Origin of the sequence: Micromonospora sp. NPDC049679, from assembly GCF_040659735.1 — a bacterium.
Classification (GTDB): Bacteria; Actinomycetota; Actinomycetes; order Mycobacteriales; family Micromonosporaceae; genus Micromonospora_I.
Genome location: NZ_JBFANZ010000034.1, coordinates 1 through 22650, shown reverse-complemented (window position 1 = coordinate 22650; position 22650 = coordinate 1). Strand labels below are relative to the sequence as shown.

The 22650-nt window shown below is 70.6% G+C and carries 21 protein-coding genes; 10 read left to right on the top strand and 11 right to left on the bottom strand.

Annotated elements, in window-relative coordinates; genetic code table 11:
* The first annotated feature begins 80 nt into the window (after positions 1–80).
* The 3 genes from AB0J06_RS20445 (at position 81) to AB0J06_RS20435 (ending at position 3383) form a co-directional block, all read left to right on the top strand.
* Positions 81–1403, top strand: coding sequence for a DUF1800 domain-containing protein (locus AB0J06_RS20445; protein ID WP_357430524.1), 1323 nt, complete (start codon positions 81–83; stop codon positions 1401–1403).
* 38 nt (positions 1404–1441) lie between these two features.
* Positions 1442–2701 carry a DUF1501 domain-containing protein gene (locus tag AB0J06_RS20440; protein WP_357430523.1) on the top strand — a complete coding sequence of 420 codons (1260 nt, stop codon included), beginning with the start codon at positions 1442–1444 and terminating at the stop codon, positions 2699–2701.
* A gap of 85 nt (positions 2702–2786) precedes the next feature.
* Complete coding sequence (locus AB0J06_RS20435; protein WP_357430522.1) at positions 2787–3383, top strand: hypothetical protein; 597 nt, start codon at positions 2787–2789, stop codon at positions 3381–3383.
* 60 nt (positions 3384–3443) lie between these two features.
* Here AB0J06_RS20435 and AB0J06_RS20430 read toward each other — a convergent pair whose 3' ends face one another.
* Complete coding sequence (locus AB0J06_RS20430) at positions 3444–4517, bottom strand: amidase domain-containing protein (RefSeq protein ID WP_357430521.1); 1074 nt, start codon at positions 4515–4517, stop codon at positions 3444–3446.
* A 472-nt stretch (positions 4518–4989) separates the two neighbouring features.
* Here AB0J06_RS20430 and AB0J06_RS20425 point away from each other — a divergent pair, with 472 nt between their 5' ends.
* The 5 genes from AB0J06_RS20425 (at position 4990) to AB0J06_RS20405 (ending at position 10690) form a co-directional block, all read left to right on the top strand.
* Positions 4990–5922 carry a glycoside hydrolase family 19 protein gene (locus tag AB0J06_RS20425; RefSeq protein ID WP_357430520.1) on the top strand — a complete coding sequence of 311 codons (933 nt, stop codon included), beginning with the start codon at positions 4990–4992 and terminating at the stop codon, positions 5920–5922.
* A 155-nt stretch (positions 5923–6077) separates the two neighbouring features.
* Complete coding sequence (locus AB0J06_RS20420; protein WP_357430547.1) at positions 6078–6548, top strand: Fur family transcriptional regulator; 471 nt, start codon at positions 6078–6080, stop codon at positions 6546–6548.
* Positions 6541–8070: a catalase gene (locus tag AB0J06_RS20415; protein WP_357430519.1), complete on the top strand. Its 1530-nt coding sequence runs from the start codon at positions 6541–6543 to the stop codon at positions 8068–8070. Before AB0J06_RS20420 ends, AB0J06_RS20415 begins: the two co-directional genes overlap by 8 nt.
* Positions 8071–8249: 179 nt before the next feature.
* Positions 8250–9524, top strand: coding sequence for a D-alanyl-D-alanine carboxypeptidase (locus AB0J06_RS20410; protein ID WP_357430518.1), 1275 nt, complete (start codon positions 8250–8252; stop codon positions 9522–9524).
* A 116-nt stretch (positions 9525–9640) separates the two neighbouring features.
* Complete coding sequence (locus AB0J06_RS20405; protein ID WP_357430517.1) at positions 9641–10690, top strand: zinc-dependent alcohol dehydrogenase family protein; 1050 nt, start codon at positions 9641–9643, stop codon at positions 10688–10690.
* Positions 10691–10774: 84 nt separating this feature from the next.
* Here AB0J06_RS20405 and AB0J06_RS20400 read toward each other — a convergent pair whose 3' ends face one another.
* Complete coding sequence (locus AB0J06_RS20400) at positions 10775–12100, bottom strand: solute carrier family 23 protein (protein ID WP_357430516.1); 1326 nt, start codon at positions 12098–12100, stop codon at positions 10775–10777.
* Between the two features lie 286 nt (positions 12101–12386).
* Between AB0J06_RS20400 and AB0J06_RS20395 the strand changes: the two genes are divergently transcribed.
* On the top strand, positions 12387–12911 hold the full coding sequence (locus tag AB0J06_RS20395) for a hypothetical protein (protein WP_357430515.1): 525 nt from the start codon (positions 12387–12389) through the stop codon (positions 12909–12911).
* A gap of 69 nt (positions 12912–12980) precedes the next feature.
* Here the strand turns inward: AB0J06_RS20395 and AB0J06_RS20390 are convergent, their stop codons facing one another.
* The 7 genes from AB0J06_RS20390 to AB0J06_RS20360 form a co-directional block, all read right to left on the bottom strand.
* Positions 12981–13721 carry an SRPBCC domain-containing protein gene (locus tag AB0J06_RS20390; protein ID WP_357430514.1) on the bottom strand — a complete coding sequence of 247 codons (741 nt, stop codon included), beginning with the start codon at positions 13719–13721 and terminating at the stop codon, positions 12981–12983.
* A gap of 1 nt (position 13722) precedes the next feature.
* Entirely contained in the window at positions 13723–14325 is a 603-nt protein-coding gene (locus AB0J06_RS20385; RefSeq protein WP_357430513.1) for a helix-turn-helix domain-containing protein, read from the bottom strand.
* A 206-nt stretch (positions 14326–14531) separates the two neighbouring features.
* Entirely contained in the window at positions 14532–14876 is a 345-nt protein-coding gene (locus tag AB0J06_RS20380; RefSeq protein ID WP_357430512.1) for a DJ-1/PfpI family protein, read from the bottom strand.
* A 38-nt stretch (positions 14877–14914) separates the two neighbouring features.
* Positions 14915–15484: a hypothetical protein gene (locus AB0J06_RS20375; RefSeq protein ID WP_357430511.1), complete on the bottom strand. Its 570-nt coding sequence runs from the start codon at positions 15482–15484 to the stop codon at positions 14915–14917.
* 79 nt (positions 15485–15563) lie between these two features.
* Positions 15564–16058 (bottom strand): DUF6114 domain-containing protein, encoded by a 495-nt coding sequence (locus AB0J06_RS20370; RefSeq protein ID WP_357430510.1) that lies wholly within the window; start codon positions 16056–16058, stop codon positions 15564–15566.
* Positions 16059–16060: 2 nt separating this feature from the next.
* Entirely contained in the window at positions 16061–16699 is a 639-nt protein-coding gene (locus tag AB0J06_RS20365) for a DUF6230 family protein (RefSeq protein ID WP_357430509.1), read from the bottom strand.
* Positions 16700–16885: 186 nt separating this feature from the next.
* Positions 16886–17629 carry a TetR/AcrR family transcriptional regulator gene (locus AB0J06_RS20360; RefSeq protein WP_357430508.1) on the bottom strand — a complete coding sequence of 248 codons (744 nt, stop codon included), beginning with the start codon at positions 17627–17629 and terminating at the stop codon, positions 16886–16888.
* A 540-nt stretch (positions 17630–18169) separates the two neighbouring features.
* Here AB0J06_RS20360 and AB0J06_RS20355 point away from each other — a divergent pair.
* Complete coding sequence (locus AB0J06_RS20355) at positions 18170–18853, top strand: Tat pathway signal sequence domain protein (protein WP_357430507.1); 684 nt, start codon at positions 18170–18172, stop codon at positions 18851–18853.
* 36 nt (positions 18854–18889) lie between these two features.
* Here the strand turns inward: AB0J06_RS20355 and AB0J06_RS20350 are convergent, their stop codons facing one another.
* Positions 18890–20626 (bottom strand): serine hydrolase domain-containing protein, encoded by a 1737-nt coding sequence (locus AB0J06_RS20350; protein WP_357430506.1) that lies wholly within the window; start codon positions 20624–20626, stop codon positions 18890–18892.
* A 290-nt stretch (positions 20627–20916) separates the two neighbouring features.
* Positions 20917–22650 (bottom strand): serine hydrolase domain-containing protein (locus AB0J06_RS20345; protein WP_357430505.1); only part of this gene is annotated, 1734 nt, incomplete at its 5' end.

Sequence of the window (22650 nt, the reverse complement as noted above, 5' to 3'; positions counted from 1 at the left end):
CGGTGTGTGCTGGCCGTCGTGAACGTTGCCCGGACGGTGCCCTTACCTCGCGCTTACGTGTGGGCGTTAGCGTCTGCGCCATGGGAAATCGAGAGGCGGCTGCCCATCTGCTGCGCCGCACGACCTTCGGGCCGACGGCCGCGCAGGTCGACGCGGCCGAACGCGCCGGCGTCGACGCGACGTTGGCGGCTCTGCTCGCGCCCACCGGCCCGGACCTGGGCGCGGCCGCCACCCCGATCCCCGCGCTCGGCCCGGACCCGTACGCCGCGCTGTCCGGGAAGTCGACCCGGGAGCAGCGGCAGCAGGCTCAGCAGCAGCGACGCCAGCAGGTCCAGACGATCACCCAGTGGTGGATCAGCCGACTGGTCGCGGCCGACCATCAGCTCAGCGAGAAGCTGGTCTTCTTCTGGCACGGCCACTGGGCCACCAGCGTGCAGAAGGTGAAGTCGGCCGCGCTGATGCTGCGCCAGCAGGAGACGTTCCGACGGTACGGGCGGGGCGATTTCGGCGTGCTGGTCACGGCGATGGTTCATGACCCGGCCCTGATCTTCTGGCTCGACGGGCAGCGCAGTACCCGGCAGGCGCCGAACGAGAACCTCGCACGCGAGCTGATGGAGTTGTTCACCCTCGGCATCGGCAACTACACCGAAGACGACGTGAAGGCCGGTGCCCGCGCCCTGACCGGATGGGTGGTCGAGCGGACGAGCGGCGAGGCGCGGTTCAACCAGCGCCGGCACGACAGCGAACCCAAGACGATATTCGGGCGGACCGCTGCGTTCGACGCAGACTCGTACGCCGACCTGCTGGTCCGCCAGCCGGCGAGCGCGACCTTCCTCGCCCGCCGGCTGTGGTTCCGCTTCGGCTCCGGCGAACCCATGACGGCGGCCACCGAGCAACGGCTGACCAGCGCGTACGGGGCGGGCCGTGACGTGACGGCCCTGTTGCGCGCGCTGTTTCGCGACCCCGCCTTCGCCGGCACCGCCGGCGGGCTCGTCAAGCAGCCGGTCGAGTGGGCCGTCGGCGCCATGCGGCAACTCGGCATCACCGTGACCGCCCTCGATGGACAGTCGCGCAAGCAGTTGACCAACGTCGCCAACGGGCTCGACCAGGTGCTCTTCCGGCCGCCGAGCGTCGGTGGCTGGCCCGCCGGAACCGCATGGCTGACCACCTCCTCGACGCAGGCGCGGCTGCGGGCGGCCGCGGTGCTGGCCGGCCTGGCCAGCACGACCGTGCTGGACCGGCTCGCCGCCGCCCCCGCAGCGGGCCGCGTCGACGCGCTGGCCCGGTTGCTCGTCGTCGATCGGTGGACCGACCGCTCCCGCGCGGTGCTGACCCCGGCCGTCGGCAACATCCGGCAGCTGCTGACCTTCGGCCTGGTCAGCCCCGAGTATGCCGTCCACTGACGCGGGCCGTCCGGCCCGCGAACCCCGGAGGTCGTGACATGGACACCCTGACCCGCCGCAAGTTCCTGATCGCCAGCGGTGTGGTGGCAGGCGGTGCGCTTGCGGCCGGCGCCACGGCGTACAGCCTGGCCGACATCCTCGCCACCGCCGACCGTGACGACCGGGACCCCGACGCGCGGACCCTCGTGCTGATCACCCTGTACGGCGGCAACGACGGACTCAACACGGTGATCCCCTACGCCGACGCGGCGTATCACGACGCCCGGCCGGAGTTGGCCTACGACGCCGGGCAGGTGCTCCGCCTCGACGACGCGCTCGGCCTGAATCCCGCGCTCACCGGGATGCACCGGCTCTTCGGTGAGAAGCGGCTCGCGATCGTGCGCGGCGTGGGCTACCCGAAGGCGGATCGTAGCCACTTCCGGTCGATGGACATTTGGCAGACCGCGCAACCGGACCGCCCGGGCGCGACCGGCTGGCTCGGCCGCTGGTTGGACACGGTCGGGGGAGACCCGCGGCTCGCCGTGTCGTTCGAGCCGGTGCTGCCGCCGCTGCTGGCGGGGCGGACCACGGCCGGGGCGGCCGTGCCGGCCGGCAGGCTGAGCCTGCCGGGCGGGGTCGGGACGCAGTCGCTCGCCGGGTTCGGCGCACCGCAGGCGGGCGAGCCGGCGCTGCAGGCCCGCGCCGCCGCCTGCTTCGCCGATCTGATCGAGATCGACAAGATGGTCACCGCGGTCAACGACGTCGCGGACGAGGCGGCCGAGACGGATTCCGACGATGCGGTGCCGCAGGCCACGGGCACCGGTGGCGGTCGGGCGCCCCTCGACGTCCAGCTCGACATGGTCGCCCGGTGCGTCGAGGCCGGGGTGGCCACCCGGGCCTTCTCGGTGTCGCTCGGGGGCTTTGACACCCACGCGGACGAGAAGCAGCTCCAGGAGCAGCTGCTCGGCATCGTCGACAAGGCGGTGGGCGTGTTCGTCGACCGGATGGCGAAGTCGGCGGCCGGACGCAAGGTGGTCGTGGCTGTCTACTCCGAGTTCGGCCGGCGCGCCCGCGCCAACGCCTCCGACGGCACCGACCACGGCACCGCCTCGAACGTCTTCCTGCTCGGCGCCGGTGTGCGCGGCGGCCTCTACGGTGAGCAACCGAGCCTGACGGACCTGGACAACGGCGATCTGAAGTTCACGACCGATTTCCGTGACGTCTACGCGACGCTGCTCGATCGGGTGCTGGAGGCCGAACCGGAAGGTCTGCTGGATGGCTGGTCCGGCCGGCTCACCGGTCCGCTCTCCGCCGATTGAGCTGCTGGGCGAAAGTGGCCTCCGCGACGCAGGCATCGCCTACGATGAATGTCGGACGGTCGCCGGTTCCGGGAAGGAATCGCTCATGCCTGTAGACCAGGACCATTCGGGAGACGTACCGCCGGCCCGGTCGGGAGGCGTGGCACCGTCGGGCCGCCGGGGGTGGGGAACCGGTCAGCGGCTCGCGGTCGCCGGCGGCGCCGCCGTCATCCTCGCGGGCGGCGCGGTTGTCGCCACCCGGGTGCTCCGGGAGCCCGAACTTCCGGCTGCCCCGGCCGAGTGCGTGGCAGCCGTCGCCCGGGGGATCTCGCAGGCGCGGGCAGCGGGTTACCTACCGGTGCACGGCACGGTCGGCGGTGCACGCGTCGACCTCGACGACGGGGTCACCCAGAGCTCGGGATTCGTCGTCGAGCCGGGTGATCCGTTGACGACGCAGCCGTTGCCGCCCGGCCCCTGGACCGTCTGGTATCCGGTCGCGGCTGCGCAACTGCCCCAGCAGGGGGAACACCTCCTGCTGTTGAGGCCCGCCGAGCGGCCGCGGCGCGATGGTGGCCCGCTCTACGAGTTCTCCACCTCCGCCGCCTATCCGATCAGGAACGGGGAGGTGCGGGTGCCGTGTGACGGAGATCCGCACCGGGCCGACCTGCCGGCGTTGCGGGCCGCCGTGCAACGGGCGGGCTGACCGGCGGATGCGCCGGGGGTGGTCGAGACGTCGAGCCCCCGGCGCATCCGCGTCAGTCGATCAGGTGCGCAACGCCCAGAAGGACTGGCCGACGGCGCCGGCCAGGATCTGGTTGAGCGGCTTGTTGCGGGTGTCGGTCGTGTGATAGCTCAACAGCGGCGTCGACCCGCTGAAGGCTGTCGTGATCATCGTGTGGTCGGGGATCCCGACGCCGCCGTAGCCCGCGACGTCGTACTGCAGGACGTCGGCCAGTGCCAGGTACCAGACGTTCGACAATGCGGTCACCCGCCGCGATTCGTTGTACGCGAATCGCTGCCAGTTGACCGCTCCGCCCCACGTGTAACTGTGCCGGGGAGCGCACCAGTCGCAGTTGTACCACCAGGCGGAATCGTTCTGATAGAAGCCGGTCACCTCCTGCCAGCCGCCCTTCGACAGCGCGAACGACACGAACGTCGTGCAGTCATTGGTGTCGCGGGTGTAGTCGACCGGGTTGTCCTTCGCGTAGTAGAGCGCCCAGCTCACCATGGCGTTGTAGTCGTAGAAGACGCCGTTGCCGCTGGTCTTGGCGGCGTTGACGGCGGCACGTGTGGGCGCGGCCTTCTGCAACCCCGCCTTCAGTTCGAGAGTCACCCGCTGGGCTTCCCGGTACTCCGCGTCGGTCAGCCGCTTCGGTGCGGTCAGGCCGCTCGTGTCCACCGTCTTGATGTCGGCGAGCCCCCAGACCCCCGCGGACCGGGTGAACGTCAGTTGGTGCCCGACGGTGTACCCGTACGGATCCACGCCGGGCGTCGTGAAGGTGTAGTCGGTGTTCTCGTTGACCTCCAGATAGGCCCTGTCGCCGTCGAGCCGGGCCGGGCCAGCGGCACTGACCTTTGTGGACACCGCGGAGAAGTGGACGTCGGCGAGGGTGTCGAGGTCGCGCTGCTGGGTGCGGGCGACCAGTCGGTCGCCGGTCGCGGCCCGGAACGACGCGGCGACCGGAAGCGCGGCGACGCCCTTGGCCACCTTCCCGTCGACGAGCAGCGAGTTCTCGTTGAGCAGATAGGCCTCGGCGGATGCGAGCAATGCGGCATCGTCGGGCGCGGCCTGTGCGGGCGGCGCGCCGAGCAGTAGGACGGCGAGTGTGACGGACACGGCAGGCACCAGAGCCCGCCGGACGGCGCTGTGGAATGTCACCGGGTTCCTCCCCCGAGAGGTGGTTGTGACAGAGGGATGCCGATGTGTCCGTACCGTGGGCCCACGATCAATCCATCGACAGGCATCACCGTAACGGCGCGTCGGCGACGGACGCCATCGTCGGAACATGCAAGTTTCTCGATTGCCAATTTCCGACAGGGTGGGACGGGAACCGCCGGGGCGATCGGGCCGTCCGGCGGGGGGAGGTGTTCGCTCCGCCCGGTCGACGGCGGGGCTTCGTCGAGTAACAGTAAGGAAAGTTAAGAAAAAGATAACCCTCCATGCCTTGATCGCGCTTCGGCGATCCGGTTGAGTGCTCTGGGTCTGGCGTCGACGTCGCGACGGGTCGCTGGCGTGGCGCGGGAGCCCTGTGCGGGCCGGTTCTGTCGTTGATCGGGTGCGGCCTGTCGCCGTACGAAGGAGTGAGCAAGTGTCGAGACTGCGCATCGTGGGTTCGTTGGCCGCCGTAGCGCTCGCGGGCGCGCTGGTGGCGGTCGTGCCGATGGCCTTCGCGTCGGAGACCGCGGAACCCCCGCCGACGCGGGCGGCCACCGCCGCGGTCGGCTGCAGCTATCCCGACTGGGCGGCCGGCAGGGCGTACGTCGCCGGCGACATCGTCCGGTACACCGACGGCAGCCTCTACCGGGCCGAGCATGACAACCCCGGCTATGACCCGGTGATCAGCACGTGGTTCTGGGAGCCGTACGCATGCAGCCCGTCGGTGCCGAACCCGCCGAACCAGGCGGGCTTCGTGGTGAGCGAGGCGCAGTTCAACCAGATGTTCCCGCGCCGCAACTCCTTCTACACCTACAACGGTCTGACGGCGGCGCTGTCGGCCTACCCCGGTTTCGCGACCACGGGCGGTGACACCGTCAGGAAGCAGGAGGCCGCGGCCTTCCTGGCGAATGTCAACCATGAGACGGGTGGCCTGGTCCACGTCGTGGAGCAGAACACCGCGAACTACCCGCACTACTGCGACGCTGGTCAGCCGTACGGTTGCCCGGCCGGGCAGGCCGCGTACTACGGCCGCGGTCCGATCCAGCTGAGCTGGAACTTCAACTACAAGGCCGCCGGCGACGCACTGGGACTGCCTCTGCTCACCAATCCGTCCCTGGTGCAGAACGACGCGGCGGTGGCCTGGAAGACCGGCCTCTGGTACTGGAACACCCAGAGCGGGCCGGGCACGATGACGCCGCACAACGCGATGGTCAACGGCCGCGGCTTCGGTGAGACGATCCGCAGTATCAACGGCAGCCTGGAGTGCGGGGGTCGGAACCCGGCGCAGGTGCAGAGCCGGATCGACGCGTACCAGAGGTTTGTCCAGATCCTGGGGACCACCGCCGGCGGCAACTTGAGCTGCTGAACGGCGCCCGCGAGCCGTGGTGGGAAGGGTGCGACCGTCGGGTCGCACCCTTCCGTCGGTTCATGGCTGGAGTTGCGGGGGGCCGCCCGTGGGAGTTCGGGATCTCACAGCACGGAAACTTGACTCTTTCCAGAAAAGGCGTGACCCTTGAGATCATGACCGGGGTGACGCAGCAGAGGGACGCGCGAGCGTTGCTGCGCGCTGCCGGAATGCGGGTGACCACCCAGCGGATCACCGTGCTGGACCAGGTGGCCGCTCACCCGCATTCGACGGCGGACGCCCTCACCGCGCGGGTGCGCGCTGCGCTCGGCTCGGTCTCGAAGCAGGCGATCTACGACGTGTTGTCGGCGCTGACCGGGGCTGGGCTGGTGCGGCGGATCGAACCGGCCGGCTCACCGGCGGTGTTCGAGAGCCGCGCCGGCGACAACCACCACCACCTGGTGTGTCGGTCGTGTGGCGTCATCGTCGATGTCGACTGTGCGGTCGGTGCCGCCCCCTGTTTGACCCCGGCCGATGGTCACGGGTTCGTCGTCGACGAAGCCGAGATCGTGTTCTGGGGAGTCTGCCCTGCCTGCCGAATCGGCCGGGAAAGCAATGACGAAGCTATGGAGAACACGGATGACTGAATTGACACCGGGCGCCATCACGACCAACAACCATGGCATCCCGGCCGGCAGCGACAACAATTCGCTGACCCAGGGCGCGCAGGGTCCGATCCTGCTGCACGACCACTACCTCATCGAGAAGCTCGCGCAGTTCAACCGCGAGCGTGTCCCGGAGCGGGTCGTGCACGCCAAGGGCTCGGGTGCGTTCGGCGTCCTGGAGATCACCGAGGACATCAGCCGGTACAGCCACGCCAAGTTCCTCCAGAAGGGGAAGCGGACCGAGATGCTCGCCCGCTTCTCGACCGTCGCCGGCGAGCAGGGCAGCCCCGACACGTGGCGCGACCCGCGCGGCTTCGCGCTGAAGTTCTACACCGAGGACGGCAACTACGACCTCGTCGGTAACAACACGCCGGTCTTCTTCATCCAGGACCCGATCAAGTTCCCCGACTTCATCCGCTCACAGAAGCGGCTGCCGGACTCGGGTCTGCGTGACCACAACATGCAGTGGGACTTCTGGACGCTGCGTTCGGAGAGCGCGCACCAGGTGACCTGGCTGATGGGCGACCGGGGCATCCCGAAGTCGTTCCGTCACATGGACGGCTTCGGCTCGCACACGTACCTGTGGGTCAACGCCGCCGGCGAGCGGTTCTTCGTCAAGTACCACTTCAAGACCAACCAGGGCATCGAGTTCCTGACCCAGGCCGAGGCCGACGAGCTGGCCGGTTCGGCGCCGGACCACCACCGGCAGGACCTCTTCGGCGCGATCGCCAAGGGCGACTTCCCGTCCTGGTCGCTCGAGGTGCAGATCATGCCCTACGCGGAGGCGGAGAACTACCGGTTCAACCCGTTCGACCTGACCAAGGTGTGGTCGCAGAAGGACTACCCGCGGATCAAGGTCGGCACGATGACCCTCAACCGCAACCCGGAGAACTTCCACTCCCAGATCGAGCTCGCCGCGTTCGCGCCGTCGAACCTCGTTCCGGGCATCGAGGCTTCCCCGGACAAGATGCTGCTGGGCCGGGTCTTCAGCTACGCCGACGCCCAGCGCTACCGGATCGGCACGAACTACGCCGAGCTGCCGGTGAACGCCCCGAAGAGCCAGCTGAGCTCCTACTCCAAGGAGGGGGCGATGCGGCACCACTTCAACTCTCCGGGCACCCCGGTCTACGCGCCCAACTCCTTCGGCGGCCCGCACGCCGACGAGGATCGGCACGGCAACCCGGCCGGCTGGGACACCGCCGGTGACCAGATCCGGGCGCCGTACGTCAAGCACGCCGAGGACGGCGACTTCGTCCAGCCCGGCATCCTCTACCGCGAGGTGATGACCGAGGACGCCAAGGAGCGGCTGGCGGCCAACATCATCGGACACGTCTCCAACGGCGTGGTCGAGCCGATCCTCTCCCGCGTCTTCGACTACTGGACCAACGTCGACGCCGAGCTCGGCAAGAAGGTCAAGGAAGGCGTGCTCGCCAACCTCGCCGAGACGGAGCCGGCCGCCGGCCCGTCCCCGGTGGCCCCCGGCTCCGAGGCCGCGAAGATCTGATCGCGTTCGATACCGCACACCACGGCCCTGTGACGCTCCGGCGTCACAGGGCCGTGTCGGATCTCCAACGTGAGGACGGGTCACCCGCTCCGGCGGTAGTCTCGCGACGCAGGCCCCTCGCGGTACTGAACGCGCACGTGGGCCGCGGTTCGAGGGCAGCACCAGTGACGATCGTGTAGGTGCCCATGATGATCAAAAGGCGCTATCGGGGCGACTGCCCGCGGGCAGTGCTGCGCCCGTCGCCCGCGCACCGTCGCGTACCCGCGCTCGCTCTCGTCGTGCTCGGTGCGCTGCTCGGCACACCGGCCCCGGTGGCCGCGGAGCCGGCCACGCCGACCGCCGCCCCGACCTACGCGCCATGCCCGACCGTCAAGGTTGCCCGCTCGCCGCGTGCCAAACCGCCGAAACCCGATCCGGCCCGGCCGGTGATCGGCGGCCAGGGACTGAAGACGACCGGACTCGCGGTGCCGCTCCGCGCGCCGGCGCCACCGGCGCTGACCGCGACCTCCTGGGTCGTCGCCGACCTCGACACCGGCGCGGTGCTCGGCGCGTGCGGCCCACATGAGTACGGGACACCGGCCAGCGTGCAGAAGCTGCTGCTGGCCGCGACGATGCTGCCGAAGCTGGACCCCGCCCAGGTGGTCGAGGTGACCGGCGACGACATGGACTTCGAGCCGGGCAGTTCGGCGATGGGCCTGGTGCTCGGCGGCCGGTACCGGGTCGAGACGCTGTGGCTCGGGCTGATGCTCAACTCCGGCAACGACGCTGCCAACGTGCTGGCCCGGCTCGGCGGCGGCAGCGCGGGCGCGCGCGGCGGGGTCGAGGCGATGAACACCGAGGCGCGCCGGCTCGGCGCGTACGAGACGCACGCCGCGACGCCGTCGGGGTTGGACGGCCCGGGGCAGTTCACCAGCGCGTACGACCTGGCGCTCATCGCCCGCGCGTGCTTCTCCCGCGACGACTTCCGCCGGTACGTGTCAACCCGGCAGGCCGAGGTACCGAGCCAGCGGCCGAAGGGCCCGGCCGGATTCAGCATCCAGAACGACAATCAGCTTCTGTTCCAGTACCGCGGCGCGCTCGGCGGCAAGACCGGGTTCACCGACCTGGCGCGGCACACCTTCGTCGGGGCGGCCGAGCGCGGTGGGCGGCGGCTCGTGGTGACGGTGCTGGGCGCCGAGGCGCTGCCGGTGCGCGGCTGGCAGCAGGGGGCGGCCCTGCTCGACTGGGGATTCCGGCTCCCGCATGACGCGGCGGTCGGTCGCCTCGTCACGCCGGAGGACGTCATGCCGGCGGCGCCGACCCCGAGCGCGAGCGCCTCCGTGCGCGCACCGGCCGCGCGCGGCGCGGGCGGACAGGCGGACGTGGTGCAGATCGGCATCGCCGTCTCCGTCGCCGCCGTGCTGATGCTGGGACTGCTGGCCACGACGTGGTGGCGGGCCGGCAGCCGGCAGTGACCCGACCTTGCAGGCAGCGGTGAGCGTCCTCCATCGCCCGGTGCGATGATCATCGCGACGAATCATGGCGGACGGGGTCGTCGACGCCACGCCGGAGCGGACAGGAGCAGTACGGAATGCGCGCAACTCTGATTCACGGAACCCGCGACATCCGCCTCGAGGAGGTCCCCGATCCGACCGTGCGGTTCCCGACCGACGCGGTCGTGCGGGTCGTCGCCTCCTGCGTGTGTGGCTCGGATCTGTGGCCGTACCGCGGCGTGCGCCCCACCACGGAGCCGCACCGGATCGGGCACGAGTTCGTGGGGATCGTCGAGGAGGTCGGTGCCGCGGTGCGGACCGTCGCGCCCGGCGACTTCGTCATCGCGCCGTTCGCGATCAGCGACGGAACCTGCCCGCACTGCCGGCACGGCATCACCACCTCATGCCAGAACGGGGGATGGTGGGGCTCGGAGGACGCGCCCGGGGCGTCCGGGGACGCCGGCCAGGGCGAGCGGGTGCGCGTTCCGCTCGCCGACGGAACGCTGGTGGCCACCCCGGAGCAGCCGGATCCGGCGCTGGTGCCCAGCCTGCTGACGCTCTCCGACGTGATGGGCACCGGACACCACGCCGCGGTATCGGCGGGCGTGCGGGCCGGCAGCACGGTCGCGGTCGTGGGTGACGGTGCCGTCGGTCTCTGCGCCGTGCTGGCCGCGCGCCGGCTCGGCGCCGAACGCATCATCGCCATGTCGCGGCACGCCGACCGGCAGAAGCTGGCGCGGACGTTCGGCGCGACGGATGTGGTCGCCGAGCGAGGCGAGGAGGGCGTGGCGGCGGTCAAGGAGCTGCTGGGCGGGCTCGGCGCCGACGCGGTGCTGGAGTGCGTCGGTACCAAGGAGTCGATGGACCAGGCGCTCAACTCGACCCGGCCGGGTGGCTACGTCGGCTATGTCGGCGTACCCGCGGGCGGGCCCGAGCTGCCGATCGACAAGATGTTCGGCGCCAACGTCAACGTCGCCGGCGGTGTCGCTCCGGTCCGCACCTACCTGCCCGAGCTGCTGACCGACGTGTGGAGCGGCGCGATCGACCCGGGACGCGTCTTCGACCTGGAGCTGCCGCTGGATCAGGTCGCCGAGGCGTACGCGGCGATGGACGAGCGACGTGCGATCAAGGTGCTGCTGCGGCCCTGACGACGACGCGACGCCCACCGCGTGGGTGGGCGTCGCGTCGTGGTTCGCCGGAATGGCGGGTCGCCGGAATGGCGGGTCGTGCGATCAGGTGGGGGTGCTCGCGGTGCCGCGCACCCGGGTGATCAGCCGCATCAGGTGGTAGATGACGATGGCGGCGGCGGTGCCGAGGGCGATGCCGTTGAACGACAGGTCGCCGTAGGTGAGGGTGTAGTTGGCCGCACCGATGATCACCGCGACGGCGGCGGTCATCAGGTTGGTCGGGTCCTGGAAGTTGACCCTGCTCTCGATCCAGATGCGGGCGCCGAGGACCGCGATCAGCCCGTACAACGCGGTGGTGGCGCCGCCGAGGACGCCGGCGGGCACAGTGAGGATGAGCGCCCCGAACTTCGGGCTCAGGCCGAGCAGCACCGCCGCGACGCCCGCCACCCAGTAGGCGGCGGTGGAGTAGACGCGCGTCGCCGCCATGACGCCGATGTTCTCCGCGTACGTGGTGGTGCCCGACCCGCCGCCGGATCCGGCGAGCATCGTGGCCAACCCGTCGCCCAGGAACGCGCGGCCCATCTCCTTGTCGAGGTTGCGTTCGGTCATCGCGGCGACGGCCTTGACGTGCCCGGCGTTCTCGGCGATGAGCACCAGGATGACCGGCGCGACGAGGAGGATGGCGTGCCACGTGAATGTCGGGGCGTGGAAGTCCGGCAGGCCGATCCAGGCGGCCTCCCGCAGATCCTTGGTGGCCTTCGGGTCCAGGTCGCCCAGGGCGGCTGCGAAGAGCCAGCCACACGCGACGCCGAGCAGGATCGACAGCCGGGCGAGGAACCCACGGAACGCGACCGTGGCGAGCAGGATCGCGGCCAGCGTCACCACCGCGATCACCGGCTGCGCCTTCACGCCACCGCCGCTGCCGCCGCCGTCCCAGGCCACGGGGGCGAGGTTGAGTCCGATCAGCGCGACGATCGCGCCGGTCACGACGGGCGGCATCAGCACGTCGATCCAGCGCGCCCCGATCCACTGCACGATCAGCCCGACCAGGGCGAGCAGCGCGCCGGCGACGACGATCCCGCCGAGCGCCGGGCCGATGTCGCCGCCCGACCTGGCGGCGATGACCGGCGCGATGAACGCGAAGGATGACCCGAGGTACGACGGCACACGGTTGCGGGTGATGAGCAGGAACAGCAGCGTGCCGAGGCCGGAGAAGAAGAGCGTGGTGGCCGGGGGGAACCCGGTGATCAACGGAACGGTGAAGGTGGCGCCGAACATCGCGACGACGTGCTGCACGCCGACGCCGAGGGTGCGGGGCCAGGACAGGCGTTCGTCCGGGTGGACGACCTCGCCGGGCTGGATGGTCTTGCCGTCGCCGTGTACGGCCCAGGGGGACCGGCGGGCCGGGGTCGGATTGGGGGAGAGACTCATGTGTTGCGGACACGCACCCTTCGCGTCTTGCTGGAGCGGGGGCGTCAGTGACCCTTGTCGTTTCTAACAGACGCGTCCGTGGCGGCCGTGGCCGGCCGGCCTGCTCCGGCGTGTCGGCGCCCTGGCCGGGCGGGTCCGGCGTCGCGCCGCACCGCCGCCGTCCCGCGTCCGTGGGGTGTGACGTTCGTGGCTGGCGCGACACACGCGGCCTACGTCTTGTTCGCACACATGTCGGGTAACTTCGTCTGCTGGCCATCGCACCGCCGACACAGGAGAAGTTCCACGCATGGGTAAGAAGACTGTTCACGTCTCCGACTTCAGCGGCCGGGTTCTGCAGCCTGGTGACGAGATCGTCCGCGTCGTCGTGTTGGAGCACCCCGACCTGGTGGCCGGGCCCGTGCAGCTGGAAGCCACGCCTGAGGAGATCGAGAGCATCGACGACGCGACGCTCGACGTGGCGGTCGTGGAGATCTACGACAACCATGCCGGTGGCGAGCCGCGGCGGGTGGTGCTGACCGCGAGCGAGTTCGACGAGTTGGCCACCGACGTGCCGATGGCCCAGTTGCTGAGGACGGCGGAGCGGGTGAAGCCGGCGAAGCCGCCGCGGAAGTCGGCCGTGGAGAAGATCGACTACGCGACGCTGGAGCACGCCGGCAAGCCGCACCGCGGCAAGGCCACCGAGGAGGAGTGCCAACTCGTCCGCGAGCAGCTCGACGAGATCAACAAGCGGCTCGCCGCTGAGGGGATGCGGCAGATCGACCCGACCGATCCCGAGCACGCGGCGCGGTACGGCTTCACGCTGCCCGAGTAAGGCGCGGCAATGCCGGTCGACGGCGGCGGGATCCGGGCGTCCCCACACCCGCCGCCGTCGCCCATCGGCTCAAGCGAACACCCGGTTGAGCCAGGACTGCCAGGCCAGGTCGGCCTCCTTCTGCTCCACGCCGGCGTCGAACAGGTGGTGGCCGACGCCGACGGAGTCCGGCCTGCCGTGGAAGCGGTAGAGCGCGTCGTTGGTGCGTACGCCCAGGAAGGTGGGGCCGACGTAGTCCACGACGCCCTCGATCGGGGCGAGTCCCTGCGGAGTGAGTCGTACCCGCTTCCCCTGCGCGACCTCGCCGGGCAGCCCCAGTCCGCGGGTCGCCGTGTCCCATGCGTTCTTCCCGGGTGCGACCTGCGGCCCCTCCGCGTTGACGTACGTCGCGGCGCGGCCGGTGAAGTGGGTGACGTACTGCCCGAGCGTGTGCAGGTACATGTCCCAACCCTGGCTCGTCTGCCCCTCGTACTCCGCACCCCAGTCGTCGCTGAGGAAACCGTGGTGCACGAACCGGAGCACCGTGCTGCCGCCCTCGCGCCCCTCGATCAGATACTCGAACGCGTGCACCGTGCCGTCGGGCGCCTCCTCGCCGCGGACGGCGAAGCGGCGCGGCGGTTCCCAGGCGGTCACCGTCGACTCCGCCGTGAAGTCACCGACGCATAACCGGACCGTGCCGCCCTCGCGCGGCTCGACCTCGTGCGTCATGAACCACGAGGTGATCCCCGGACCGGTGGCGATCGCGTCCCACACCTGCTCCGGGGTCGCGTCCAACGCGACTTCCTTGCGCACCTCGAATTCTCGCCCCATGTCAGGACTCCTCTTCTGTCTGGCTCTTCGTGACGCTGGGGTGGACGGCGACAACGACGCGGTGCGCGCGCCCGCCTTCCGCGCTCTCGTCGTGGTACCTGCCGACGAGACCGGTGACCGCGTCGGCGAGTTCGCGCGCGAACGCCGCGCGGTCGGCCGCGGAGGCGAACCGCACCTCGCCGTCGATGGCGAAGGTGGCCACCTGCTTGCGGGCGCGGGTCGCACCGGTGAGGAGCTGTCCGACGTCCCCCACCAGACGGGCCGCGAGGGCGAGCAGCCAGCGGGCGGACAACTGGTCCGGCGACCGGCCCGGGTCGGGCTGAGCGGTGCCCAGTGCCGTCGGTGAGATCACGTAGGACGCGGCAGTCGCGCGCAGCACCCGTTCCGTGCAGTTGCCCTTGCGGCGTTCTTCGACAAGTTCGATAAGGCCGTGCCGCTCAAGCGTCTTCAGGTGGTAGTTCACCTTCTGCCGGGGCAGACCGATCGTGGCCGCCAGTGCCGTCGCCGAACCCGGCTCCGCCAGCGCGGCCAGTAGCCGGGCCCGCACTGGGTCCAGCGACACCGCGGCAGCAGCGGCGTCCTCGATCACGGCGACGTCGAACATGCCGCAATCCTTACACCGACAATATTTGTTGTCAACAATCGGTGAACTTGTCCGTGCTCGTCGCCGGGCTTGCGTCCCGTTCCGCGGGTGGTCGGGCGCCCGTGAGGGAGCGGTCATGGCAGAGGAAGCCCCGGACCGTTGTGAACCCGCGGCGCAGCGGTGCTCACGCACCCTGCGTCAGGCGAGAGAGGGCGCGCGAAAGTACGTCAGTGGCGTCCGTTCGGACCCGCCGTCGAGATGCCGCAGGACTTCTTCGGCGAACGCCAGATAGTTCGACCCGGTGGCGGTGACGATAGGCCCGTCGGCGACGAGCGGCTCCACAGCGGCGTCCCCGCGTCTTCCGGCGTGAGCGAGCAGGTGTACCGCGCCTCGTCGAGCACCCCGGCCGCAGCCGGCAGCGACGGGCCGGCACAGATCGCCGCGATCAGCACGCCCCGTGCATCGAAGGCACGGATGAGGTCGGCCAGAGCGGAGTCGTCCAGCAGGGCGGTGGGGTCACCGCCGGGGCGGGTCCGCGGGGGCGGAACGGCGGTCGCACGGCACCTGCGCACGCGGCATCGCGAGCGCCATGGAGGGCGGGCCGTCGGGGCTATTTCGAGGCGCCGAGCAGCCCGGTGACGCGACCCCACATGCCCTTGGCGACCTGCCCCGGTTTCTGCTGCTCGCCGGCGAGGGCGGTGATGACGACGAGGGCGCCGGTCAACGCGGGGATCGCCCACTGCAGCGCACGGAGTTGCCGCTGCGCGACCGCGATGTCGTGCCGTGTTTCTCCGCTCGGCTCGGTGGTGCCCTGTACCGGCGTGCCGGCGGCCTGCTCGATTCTCTTCCCGAGGGCCCGGCTGTATCCGGTCACAGCCAGGGCGGCGAGCGTGAGCGCTGCCTTCGTCGCGCTCATTGTGCCGACCCCGGACTGGGTGACGACCCGCCCGCGTTCGGTGATGAGCTCGCCCGTGGATCCGATCAGGTGGGCGCCGATAGCGGTGGCGTTCACCGGCGTCCAATGCGCCCAGCCGGCGGAGGCGACGCTGGTGCGCTCCGCCGGATCCCTCGCCTGACTCGCCGCCGCGTTGAGTCCCACCGCACCCATCAACGAGCCGCCGAACCATGCGGCCAGCCCGACATCGTGCATGGACCGTAGAGCCGTGTGCTGACCGGCCATGGACGTCCCCTTCCGCTCCCGTGACGACCTGCGGGCTACCCGTTCCGCGCGCGGATATGCCGCCGAGGGCCGGCCGGGATCAGCGACCGGACGGTCCGGAGGTGGAGGAGACGGGGCCGGCCCTGGTCCAGGCGAACGCGAGCGATCCGCCGAGCACGCCGAGGAGCAGGCCGATGAAGAACCCGCCCAGGTTCGACGTGAGCCACGACGCCAGCGCCAGCACGATAGACACGATGGAGTAGAACATCCGCTGCTCGGGGTGGAACAACAGCAGCAGACCGCAGAGGAGCATCACGAGGGGGAGGAGATAGCCGGCCATCCCCTGCGGGCCAACGTGCAGGACGACGGGGAGAGGCGCGCGTACGGAGCCGAGGATCTCGGCGGCGCCGAGGATCACGAACAGCGCTCCCCAGAAGGGGCGGCTGCGGCGCCACCGTCGCCACCGCAGCCGCGCTCTGCGCCACCGACCGGACCGCGCGCCCTCGCTGGTGGCGGCGAGGGTGTCCTCGGCGCGTTCGGGGCGGGAGTGCTCCGCCGGAGTGGAGCCGACGGAGCTTCCACTGTCGACGGTCACGACTAGCAGCCGTCGGAGGCGAAGCTCATCCGCAGGTGCGGCAGGCTGAACGTGGCCGCCGTGGTGGCGTAGTTGGTCTGCCGCAGCTTGGTGATGGTGACGGTGTCGGCCTGTTGGCCGAAGACTCCGAGGTTGCCGCGTACGCCGGGGACGGCGTCCATCGTGCTGGCGTCCTGCCCGATGTTGATGTTGTTGAAGGAGGCGTCACCGGCGATCTCGTCCGAGTCGACGACCAACGTCTTCGCCGCCACCGGCTTGCCCGCGTTGCCTGCGGTGATCTTCATGTGCATGCCGCCGAGGTCGATGCTCTGGCAGAGGTTGCTCAGTTCGGCCTTGTCGATCGCAGAGACGATCAGCACCAGTTGTCCACCGGTGTCACCTTGGTTGGGGCTGTTCTCGGCCATCTGGTCGAGGGTGGCGAACTGCTCGAACCCGGTGCCGCTGAGCTTGTCGGCGGTGACCGTGAAGGGCATGCCGGAGATGGAGAACTGCGCGGCCAGGACGCCCTCGGCGGTGAGCGCCACCAGCGCCGCGCTGATCGCCCCGGCGCCGAGGATCATCGCGGAGAAGCGGCGCCAGCGTACGCGTCCCTCGTCCGGCGGGGATGTGGTCGAGTTCTTCGCGGTGTCGCGGAAAGACATCGCTGCCCCCTTGATCCGTGCGGTAGTGGATGCGTGCAACGCTTTGTCAACCATCAATGCGATGGGTGTTGACGCACGGGAAGTTACCGCTGGGTACACGTCGGGTCAAGGGCTCGACGCGATGTATGTAGGGGCATGCGAAAGGATCAAAAACCTCGGCGATTTTTGATCCGATATTGGTCGGGATTACGAAGCGCAGGGCGCCTGGATCGCCGGGTCGTCGCCGCGGGCGGCCGCTTCGGACTCGCTGGCTGCCTGTTGCCGGCCGAGGAACGGCGCCACCATGAAGTACGTCAGCCCGGGCAGCAGGGTGGGAAGCTGCGCGACCCGGCCGGTCGCCACGTAACGGTGGATCGTGGTGTAGAGCCCGCCGACCACCGATCCGATCAGATCATCCGGCGCGGCCACCTCCGGCCCATGCGGTGCGTCGAGGAAGAACTGATCGAAGCGGCGCAGCAGCTCATCGCGCTCGTGCCGCGCCGTCGCGCCGACGGAGTCGATCTCGACGATCGCCATGGTCGCGAAGGCGGGCACGCTGGCGAGCACCTCGAGCAGCACCCGCAGGGCCGCCCGGCATCCGGCCGGCCACGCCGCGGCCTCCCGGTAGGCCTCCTCCATCATCCGCAGGACCACGTCCGTGCCATGCCGGTAGGCCGCGAGGAACGCGTCGTCCTTTCCGGCGAACAGGGTGTAGAAAGCCGGGCGGGTCACCCCCGCGGCCTGACAGATGTCGCTGACCCGAGCGTTCGCGTACCCCTTGTCGGCGACCGTGTGCACGAGGCCGTCGAACAGGCGGTCCCGCTGGGTGGCCGCGACGACCTCGGCCGGCACGCGCCGCGGACCGCGCTTGATCGCCCGCTCCGGATCGCGGCCTGTCCGCGCGCCGGGCAGTGGGTTGAGGGCCAGGTGGGACGCGTGAGGAGCGACCACGGGCATCGATCTCCTTGATTTCGTCGCTTGACTTCACGACCTCGGCAGGTTTATAACATCGACAGGTTTCGTTTTCGTGTCGTTACCGCGTCGAACCCGGCCCCGTGCGGTATCGCCCGTGGAGGAGGGCTGATGGTCACCAGTATGGCCGACGGCGTCAGGGCCGCCAAGCAGTCGGATCGGCGGGTGCAGCGGCACAGCCGCGGTTTCCATTCCTGCCACGAAAAGGGCATCGCGACGAATATCTGACCGTCGCCACACCCGGGCGAATTCTCCCGAACGCGGCGAGGTCGCCGGGGCGCGTACCCGGAAAGGCGCTATTCGCCGGCCACGCACCGCCGGCCGATGCGCGCTGTCCACCGACGATGCGAATTCGATGAGACCCGGTAGTGAGGACCCAACAAGTCGGGACCCCGCCACCTCAGGACCCCGGCTGACCACCCGGAGGGAGCCGCCGATCGCCCCGCCCCGTTGATCCCGAGCTTCGTTGATCCCCAGCTTCCCGACAGATCCGCCAGTGCTCGAAGGAGAGTGACGAACATGCGCAAGTACGCGTACCTCGCCGTCGCGACGATCGCAGCGCTCGTGACGGCCACGCCGGCCGGGGTCCCGGCCGCAGCGACCCCGGCCGGCGCCACCGGCGAAGTGCTGACCTACGGCAGCCCCGGCGGTGACGGGGTGGCCGTCGGCGACATCCTGACCGCCGGCCTCCCGGCCGGCACGACCGCCAACCTCTACTCGACCGCGACGGGTGCCACCGGGGTGCGGTGCGCGGCATCGAGCTTCACGGCGACGGTCGACACCAACCCGGCCGCGCCCGGAGTCGCGAGCGAGACCCTCACCGCCCACAGCTTCGGCAGTTGCACCGCCAACGTCTTCGGCGTGACCGGAGTGCGCAGCGTGACGGTCAACAACCTGTCGTACGCCACGACCGTCGACAGCGCGACCGGCACGGTCACGATCAGCGGCACGGCGGAGAAGCCGATCCGCACGACGATCGTGCTGAACAGCATCCTCGGCACGATGACCTGCGTCTACCAGGCCGACGGCAACACCCTCACCGGGACGACCGGCAACACTGACAACTCCATCACCTTCACCGACCAGCAGTTCAACAAGGTCTCCGGGCCCGGCACCTGCTTCGCCAACGGATTCTTCAGCGCGACGTACGCCCCGGTGGTCGACACCAGCCAGAGCGGCAACCCGGTCGTGTACGTCAACTGACCCACGACCGGGCCGCCGCGGGTGGGCGTCACCCCGTCACGTACGGGCGGGCGCCCACCCGTCGGCGATCAGACGGTCACCGTCGCCGTTCTTCTCCCCGAAGAGCGTCCCGCTCTGGTCCTTCGCGCGGATCCGGTCCACGTAGACCCCGCGTCCGTGTACGGCCCCGCCCAGATGACCGAGGTCGACCGGCCCGCGCAGGTCCCCGGTGGTGCTGCTCCACCGCACATCGGTGGTGCCGCCGGGAAGGTGGGCCGTCACCTCCCACCAGTGGCGGCCCCCGTAGCCGCGCACGACGCCGTCCGCGCTCCACCGACCGCTCTTGTCGTGCAGCGTGATGGGCAGCAGCGACCAGGTCTGTCCGCCGTCGGCGGAGATCTCGACGCGCACGAGATCCGCGAGGGGTTCGATGTCGTACCAGAGCCCGAAGCTGAGGCGCCCATCCTGCGCGGGATGGCGGAGCGGCGCGGTCAGCGTGACCGTGGCCATGTCGCGCTGCTCCGCCCGCCATGCGCTGCCGGACAACGGATGCACCGGTGTCGCCTCGGCGAGGTCTCGCGCGACGGCCTGGCGGGACGGGTTGTTCCCGCCCCACGCGCGGTCGGGATGCACCCGGTTGGTGAGCAGGATGACGAACGTGCGCGCCAGCGGGTCGATCACGATCGAGGTCCCGGTGAAGCCGGTGTGTCCAAAAGTGACCGGCGTGGCTAGCCCCATCATGTACCAGTGCTTGTCGAGCTCGAAACCGAGGCCGCGGGTGGCCTCCGGGTTGGCTGCCTCCAGATCCGTGTTGTAGTCGACCAGCGCGGCGCGGACCGTCTTCTCCTGCAGGACCCGGTGGCCGTCGTAGCTGCCGCCGTTGAGCAGCATCTGGCTGAAGATGGCGAGGTCGGCGGCGGTGGAGAAGACCCCGGCGTGGCCGGCGACGCCGCCGAGGGACCAGGCGTTCTCGTCGTGCACCTCGCCCCAGACCATGCCGCGACCGGCGTACGGCTGGTATTCCGTGGCCGCGATGCGTGGCCGCTTCTCCGGTCCGGGGTTGTAGCCGGTCTCGCGCATGCCCAGCGGTGTGGTGATCTCATCCCGGACGACCTCGTCCAGCGGTCGACCGGTGACGCGTCGGACGAGCACGCCGAGCGCGATCAACCCCAGGTCCGAGTAGAGGTACCGGGTGCGGGGCGGAGCGTCGAGGGGAACGGCCAGGGCGGCGGCGAACCGCGCCTCCGGCGTCGGGTAGTCGCGCCACAGCGCGATGTCGGCGGGCAGTCCGGACGTGTGGGTGAGCAGCATCCGGACGGTGACGTCCTGCTTGCCGCCCGCCGCGAACTCCGGCACGTACCTCGCGACGGGCGCCTCCAGCTCGACCCGGCCGCGCTCCACCTGCTGCAGGAGCGCGACGGTGGTGAACAGCTTCGACACCGAGGCCAGGTCGTAGATGGTGTCCGGGCGGGCCGGGATCTGCTGCTCGGCGGGGAGCTCCACCCCCTGGCCGTCGGGCCCGACCGCGCTGTACCGCACCGCCGTGCCGACGGCGGCGTGCTCCACGATCACCCCGTCCTTCGCGGCGAGCACCACCGCGCCGGGGTACGTCGGATACGTCGGATGGTCGGCGGTGGGTTGCAGGTACGCCTCCGCGTCCGGGCGTATCCGCGCGACCTGCTCCGGCAGCAGGCCGACCTCAGCCGCACTGCCGGACCGCAGCGTGTCCTGCCGGAACCGGATATCGGCCGGGGTGACCGTCGGCGGACCGAGCTCGCGATCGGGTGGCGCCATCTGACGTGTTCGCCCCCTTCCCCCACGACACCTGGTTCAACCGGGCGGCACGGTGGGGGTGGCGACCGAAACGGCGAGTCAGCCGAAAATGACTCGTGTCCCGTCCGCTTGTCCCGAAAGGGGGGAAGCCCAGGTGACGAAGCGCGCCCGTACGGCCAGCCCGCCCGCTCCGTTCCACCGGGTGTGGCACGTTCCGGTCGAGCTGGCGGGCTTTCGGCACGTGCGGCGACCCCGTCGTGTACGTCTCCCGACCGGGACCGCGCCGCCCCGGCGCGCCGGGCGCACCCCGGTCAGGTACGGGCCGGCGCCCATCCGTCGGCGGCCAGCCGGCCGGCATCGCTGCCGGCGCCGCTGAAGAGGATTCCGGCCCGGTCCACCGCGACCGCCCGGTCCACATAGACCCCGCGTCCCAGACCGGAGCCGTCGGTGGTGCTGCTCCACCGGACGTGCGTAGCGCCGTCCGCGAGTTCGGCCGACACCTGCCACCACTGCCGGCCGCCGTATCCGCTGACCGTGCCGTCCGCGCTCCAGGACGCTCGTGCGGCGCGCAGCGTCATCCGCGAGGGTGACCAGGTGAGCCCGCCGTCGCGGGAGGTTTCGAGGCGCACGGTGTCGACCCGTGGTTCGGTGTCGTACCACAAGGCGAAGTTCAGTCGGCCGCCCTGAGCGGCGCGGCGCAGCGGCGCGGTGAGCGTCACGGTCGCCGAGTCGCGCTGCTCCGCGCGCCACGCGCGGCGCGACAGTGGACGCACCGGCATCGCCTCGGCGAGGTCACGCGCCACCGCGCGCCGGGCTGGGTTGTTGCCGCCCCACGCGCGGTCGGGATGCACCCGGTTGGTGAGCAGGATGACGAACGTGCGCGCCAGCGGGTCGATCACGACCGACGTGCCGGTGAAGCCGGTGTGTCCGAAAGCGACGGGCGAGGAAAGGCCCATCATGTACCAGTGCTTGTGGAGCTCGAACCCGAGCCCACGGTCGCTTTCCGGGTAGGTCGCTTCCAGGTGCGCGTTGTAGTTGACCAGCATCGCGCGGACCGTCGCCTCGCGCAGGATGCGCTGGCCACGGTAGCTGCCGCCGTTGAGCAGCATCTGGCAGAAGATGGCGAGGTCGGCGGCGGTGGAGAAGACCCCGGCGTGGCCGGCGACGCCGCCGAGGGACCAGGCGTTCTCGTCGTGCACCTCACCCCAGACCATGCCGCGACCGGCGTACGGCTGGTATTCCGTGGCCGCGATGCGTGGCCGCTTCTCCGGTCCGGGGTTGTAGCCGGTCTCGCGCATGCCCAGCGGTCCGGTGACCTCGTCGCGCACCACCTCGTCGAGCGGTTGCCCGGTCATGCGCTCGACGAGCACGCCGAGCGCGATCAACCCGAGATCGGAGTAGACGTACCGGGTGCCGGGAGGGGCGGTGAGGGGAGTGGCGAGCGCGGCGGCGAACCGCGCCTCCGGCGTCGGATAGCGGCTCCAGAGCGGCGTGAACGCAGGCAGGCCGGACGTGTGGGTGAGCAGCATCCGTGCGGTCACGTTCTCCTTGCCGCCCGCCGCGAACTCCGGCACGTACCTCGCGACGGGCGCGTCCAGCTCGACCCGGCCACGCTCCACGAGCTGCAGGAGCGCGACGGTGGTGAACAGCTTCGACACCGAGGCCAGGTCGTAGATGGTGTCCGGGCGGGCCGGGATCTGCTGCTCGGCGGGGAGCTCCACCCCCTGGCCGTCGGGCCCGACCGCGCTGTACCGCACCGCCGTGCCGACGGCGGCGTGCTGGACGATGACGCCGTCCTTCGCGGCCAGCACCACCGCCCCCGCATACGTCGGATAGCCCGGGTGGTCCGGCGTGGGTTCCAGGTACGCCGCCGCGTCGGCGCGCATCCGGGTCAGGTGCTCCGGCAACAGACCCACCTCGCGGGCGCTGCCGGGCCGCAGCGTGTCCTGGCGGGCCGCAGCATCACCATCAGCCGGCACGAAGCCCAACTCACCGCCGCCCGCACCCGCCAACAGGATCCCGCCTGGCGGGCCGACTACCGCGCC